The sequence below is a fragment of the Streptomyces phaeochromogenes genome, from assembly GCF_001418655.1.
In the GTDB taxonomy this organism is placed as follows: domain Bacteria; phylum Actinomycetota; class Actinomycetes; order Streptomycetales; family Streptomycetaceae; genus Streptomyces; species Streptomyces phaeochromogenes.
In genome coordinates this window covers 1-5,062 of record NZ_LIQZ01000398.1, presented here as the reverse complement: position 1 = coordinate 5,062, position 5,062 = coordinate 1, and the positions used below count along the sequence as shown (strand labels likewise).

The window sequence follows — 5,062 nt, the reverse complement described above, 5'->3', positions numbered from 1 at the left end:
GGGTGGGGCTGGGGCCGTTCGCCCCGCCTGCCCCGCCCGCCTCGTCCGTGCTTCCGGAGTCGCCGTCGAAGTCGAAGAGGCACAGCTCGACGGACTCGGCACCGCCCGCCCACAGCGCGAAGTTGGTGCCCGAGACACCGTCGGGACCGGTCCGGAAGCGCGCCCCGAGCGGCGTCGGCGCACCGGGCCACACGGGGACGGCCGGCGCCACGCGCGGACTGCCGTTCAGCACGGGAGCGGGCTGCGCGGGCAGCCCGAGATCCGGGGCGCGCCCCTCCTGCACTGCCTCCTGCTCGGCTGCGCTCGACACCTCACGGCCTCCTGCGGCTCGATGGGAGCGGCGCGCGGAGATGCCCATGGCGTCCCGGCCACGGCTCCCCGTCGCGTCGTCCTTCCCACTGTTCTGCCCAGCGCCGGGCTCGCACTCACGTTTCCCCAGGAGAGGGCTGACCGGCCTCGGGCGGATGAGGCGTCCCCCACTTCCCCGGGGCCGGTCGGTCGTTGGGCCCCACGTGATGCACGCACAGACGCGCGCGGCGCGCGCAGGGGCCGCGCTGGCCGCCGTACTGACATGGGCAGGGCTGCTGGCCGGAGCCGCGGGATGCACCTCGCACGGCGTGGACAAGGTGCTCGGCAAGCCCCGTTCGCCCGAGAACACGATCCGTCTCTCGCCGGACGACGGCAGCAAGGCCGTACGCCCCGAGGAGAGCCTGCGGGTACGGGTCCCGGCCGGGCGCCTGGAGTCGGTGAAGGTCGTCAGGTCCCAGGACGCGCAGGACTTCCCGGTGCCCGGCCGGATCGCCGAGGACGGCATGACCTGGCGCCCCGACGACCCGAACCTCGCCCTGGCCGCCAAGTACTCGGTCGACGCGGTCGCGCTTGACGGCCACGGCCGGCGGGTGGCCCGGCACGCGACGTTCACGACGTACGTCCCCGACGAGCGCTTCATCGGCTACGTCATGCCGGAGAACCGCTCCACGGTCGGCACCGGAATGATCGTTTCGCTGGACTTCAACCGGGTGATCGAGAACCGCGCGGCGGTCGAGCGCGCCGTCCGTGTGACCTCCGTGCCGGAGGTGGAGATCGCCCCGCACTGGTTCGGTGAGAAGCGGCTGGACTTCCGGCCCGAGGAGTACTGGAAGCCGGGCACGAAGGTCACCGTCGCGCTGCGGCTGCGTGACGTCGAGGCGGCCCCTGGCGTGTACGGACTGCAGTACAAGACCTTCTCGTTCACGGTCGGCCGCAGCCAGATCAGCCTCGTCGACGCCGCCGCCCACACCATGGAGGTGCGCCGCGACGGCGAGGTCCTCTCCACCGTGCCGATCACCGCGGGCGCCCCCAAGAGCACGACGTACAACGGGAAGATGGTGGTCACCGAGATGCTGGAGGTGACCCGGATGAACGGCGCGACGGTCGGCTTCACCGACGCCGACGGCAAGGGCGAGTACGACATCCCCGACGTGCCGCACGCGTTGCGCCTCACCACCTCCGGGACCTTCCTGCACGGCAACTACTGGGCGCAGGGCGTCTTCGGCACCGCCAATGTCAGCCACGGCTGCGTGGGCCTGCGTGATGTGAAGGGCGGAAGCTCCGCGACCCCGGCGGGCTGGTTCTTCGACCGCAGCCTCATCGGTGACGTCGTCGAGGTCGTCAACAGCAATGACAAGAAGGTCGCTCCTGACAACGGCCTCGGCGGGTGGAACATGGGATGGAAGGCATGGAAGGCGGGCTCCGCGGTGAAGTAGACGGACATAGGGGTACGGACAAGACGTACGCCGGTGGCACCGCGGGCTGTTGAAGTTGGGACTGAACGGTGACAATCCCAGGAGGTCAACGCTCCTGGCGGTGTGATTAATTAGCGCGATACACGCGTGGGACGCGGCTGTGAGCTGCGGGCTCCCGCCATGGGCCCGAGCGTCACGGGGCGACCAACGATGGGTAGTGCGGGCCTTGATCAGGCCGTGCGAGGGGAGAAAGAACTTGAACGGGCGACCGATATCGGGGGCGTCGGTTGGCGCGCGGACACGGCGTGGAAAGGGGGCCCTGGCGCTCGCGTTGGGGACTCTGATGCTCGTCGTGACCGCATGCGGCGGGGGAGGGGACTCGGACTCCGGGTCCGGCTCGGGGAAGGGCGGGGACAAGGATTCCGGCCAGGCGGACACCAAGGTCTCGCAGGCGGTCGTGACCGTGGCCCCGAAGGACGGCGCCGACGGTGTGAAGACCAGCGGCGCGCTCAAGGTGACGGCGGCCAAGGGCAAGCTGACCGAGGTCGAGGTCGAGGACACCAAGGGCAACCCGGTCGAGGGGAAGATCACCGACGGGGGCGCCACCTGGACGCCGGCCACGCATCTCGCCGCGTCGACCAAGTACAAGGTCCACGCGGTGGCCAAGGACTCCGAGGGCCGTGAGTCGGCGGAGGAGTCGGCGTTCACCACGCTGACCCCGAAGAACACGTTCGTCGGCATCTTCACGCCGGAGGACGGCTCGAAGGTCGGCGTCGGGACGACCTTCTCGGTCAACTTCACGCGGGGGATCACGCACCCCGAGGACGTCGAGAAGGCGATCGACATCAAGACCGAGCCGGCGGTCGACGTCGAGGGCCACTGGTTCGGCAACGACCGCCTCGACTTCCGCCCGGAGAAGTACTGGAAGCCCGGTACGAAGGTCACCGTGAAGCTCAACCTCGACGGCGTCGAGGGCAGGCCCGGTGTCTACGGCGAGCAGGCCAAGACCGTGAAGTTCACGATCGGCCGCAGCCAGGTCTCCACCGTCGACGTCAAGACCAAGAAGATGACCGTCAGGCGCGACGGCAAGGTCATCAAGACCATCCCGGTCACCACGGGCAAGCCCGGCTACGAGACCTGGAACGGCCAGATGGTCATCACCGAGCGCCTCCGGGTGACCCGGATGAACGGTGAGACGGTCGGCTACGGCGGCGAGTACGACATCAAGGACGTGCCGGACGCGATGCGGCTGACCACGTCGGGCACCTTCATCCACGGCAACTACTGGGGCGGCGACGCCTTCGGCAACTACAACGCCAGCCACGGCTGCATCGGCCTGCGCGACCAGCGCGGCGGCGGCGACCGCGGCGCGCCCGCCGCGTGGTTCTTCGACCGCTCGATCGTCGGTGACGTGGTGGTCGTGAAGAACTCCAACGACCGGATCGTGGCCCCGGACAACGGGCTCAACGGCTGGAACATGTCGTGGGAGAAGTGGAAGGCGTGACCCCCCGGGCCCGGGGGCGGCACTGACCACGCTTCTCCCGGCCCTCCCTTCCGTGGCCCGCACGGCCTCGGTGTGCTGCTCCTCTGTGACGCGGCGCACCGGGGCCGTCGGCGTGTGGCGGCCACATCGGCCGAGGCCTGTGACGCAGCACACCGGGGCCGTCGCCGTTAGCCCCCGTTAACCTGCCTTCATGACTGTGCATCTCGAAGTCGCCGAAGGTGTCGGCACGATCCGTCTCGACCGCCCGCCCATGAACGCGCTGGACGTCGCCACGCAGGACCGCCTCAAGGAGCTCGCCGAGGAGGCCGCGCGCCGCGAGGACGTGCGCGCGGTGATCCTCTACGGCGGCGAGAAGGTGTTCGCGGCGGGCGCGGACATCAAGGAGATGCAGGCCATGGACCACGCGGCGATGGTCGTACGGTCCCGTGCCCTGCAGGACTCCTTCACCGCCGTGACCCGCATCCCCAAGCCGGTCGTCGCGGCGGTCACGGGTTACGCGCTGGGCGGGGGCTGCGAGTTGGCGCTCTGCGCCGACTTCCGCATCGCCGCGGACAACGCCAAGCTGGGCCAGCCGGAAATCCTGCTCGGACTGATCCCGGGCGCGGGCGGCACCCAGCGCCTGTCCCGCCTGATCGGCCCCTCCAAGGCCAAGGACCTCATCTTCACCGGCCGCATGGTCAAGGCCGACGAGGCCCTGTCGCTCGGCCTGGTGGACCGGGTCGTACCCGCCGACGAGGTGTACGCCGAGGCGCACGCGTGGGCCGCGAAACTGGCCCAGGGCCCGGCGCTCGCGCTGCGCGCCGCCAAGGAGTCCGTCGACGCGGGTCTGGAGACGGACATCGAGACCGGGCTCGCCATCGAACGCAACTGGTTCGCGGGGCTGTTCGCCACCGAGGACCGGGAGCGGGGCATGAAGAGCTTCGTGGAGGAGGGCCCGGGCAAGGCGAAGTTCCTCTGACCGGGGTCTGCGGCATGGAGGCGTAGGTGCCTGTGGGTGTCTGCGACAAGGGGTTGTGGGTGCCGTGAAAGTCACCCGCCCAATTCCGCTGATCCACTTGCAGTTGACGCGATGTCTTACCCGCGTCCCTCGAAGGGGCGGTTTATCCGGGCCTTAAGGCAACCTTAAGGCTGCCTTGTCGGGTGCGGCGGGCGATTGCCCCGAACGAGCCTGTTCCCGCAGGCCAGATGGGCTGTGGCCGCCCACGAACTGCCGCTGGCATATGCCGATCGAATCGTGCGGAATGGGGGGTTCCGGGGGGCGTATTCCTCCGGAACGCCCCCAACGAGGCCTCTGGGCGGCCATGATGGGGGCATGGCGGGGCTGGAGGGTATCGAACAGCCGCGGCGGCACGGGAGTGCGACCGCGGCGCGCTGGTCGCCCGCGGTCGAGGACGAACACGCGCTCAAGGCGCTGGAGTTGTTCGGCAATCCGACCGAGGGGGAGGTGCCGTTGCCTTCCCGGCCCGAGTCCGCCGCCGCCGCGCGCCGGCTGACCCAGGTCGTGGTTCTGCGTCACTGGGGGCTCTCGCCGAAGATGACCGAGGATGCGGTCCTACTCGTCTCCGAGTTGGTGGGCAATGCCGTGCGGCACACCGGCGCGCGGGTGTTCGGGCTCCGTATGCGGCGCCGCCGGGGCTGGATCCGGATCGAGGTCCGTGACCCTTCCCGGGGGCTCCCCTGCCTCATGCCGGTCCAGGAAATGGACGTGAGCGGCCGGGGCCTGTTCCTCGTCGACAAGCTCTCCGACCGCTGGGGCGTGGATCTCCTGCCTCGCGGCAAGACGACCTGGTTCGAAATGAGGGTGGCGGACCGCTAGGTTTCTCGCCCCCGCCGC

4 protein-coding genes and 1 pseudogene are annotated in these 5,062 nt (G+C 69.9%); 4 read left to right on the top strand and 1 reads right to left on the bottom strand.

What is annotated here, in order from left to right:
- Positions 1–310: pseudogene (locus tag AOK17_RS40090) on the bottom strand (hypothetical protein); the annotation flags it as partial.
- A gap of 202 nt (positions 311–512) precedes the next feature.
- On the opposite strand from AOK17_RS40090, the gene AOK17_RS40085 reads away from it, so the two are divergent.
- From AOK17_RS40085 to AOK17_RS40070, 4 genes are all read left to right on the top strand, one after another.
- Positions 513–1,745, top strand: coding sequence for a L,D-transpeptidase (locus AOK17_RS40085; RefSeq protein ID WP_055617558.1), 1,233 nt, complete (start codon positions 513–515; stop codon positions 1,743–1,745).
- A 235-nt stretch (positions 1,746–1,980) separates the two neighbouring features.
- Positions 1,981–3,228 carry a L,D-transpeptidase gene (locus AOK17_RS40080; RefSeq protein WP_206190916.1) on the top strand — a complete coding sequence of 416 codons (1,248 nt, stop codon included), beginning with the start codon at positions 1,981–1,983 and terminating at the stop codon, positions 3,226–3,228.
- 190 nt (positions 3,229–3,418) lie between these two features.
- On the top strand, positions 3,419–4,186 hold the full coding sequence (locus AOK17_RS40075; RefSeq protein WP_055617556.1) for an enoyl-CoA hydratase/isomerase family protein: 768 nt from the start codon (positions 3,419–3,421) through the stop codon (positions 4,184–4,186).
- A gap of 249 nt (positions 4,187–4,435) precedes the next feature.
- Positions 4,436–5,044, top strand: coding sequence for an ATP-binding protein (locus tag AOK17_RS40070; protein WP_079053548.1), 609 nt, complete (start codon positions 4,436–4,438; stop codon positions 5,042–5,044).
- The last annotated feature ends 18 nt before the right edge of the window (positions 5,045–5,062 follow it).

Excerpts from the sequence above, each read along its gene's own strand:
- AOK17_RS40075 (WP_055617556.1), top strand. The coding sequence starts at position 3,419 with ATGACTGTGCATCTCGAAGTCGCCGAAGGTGTCGGCACGATCCGTCTC.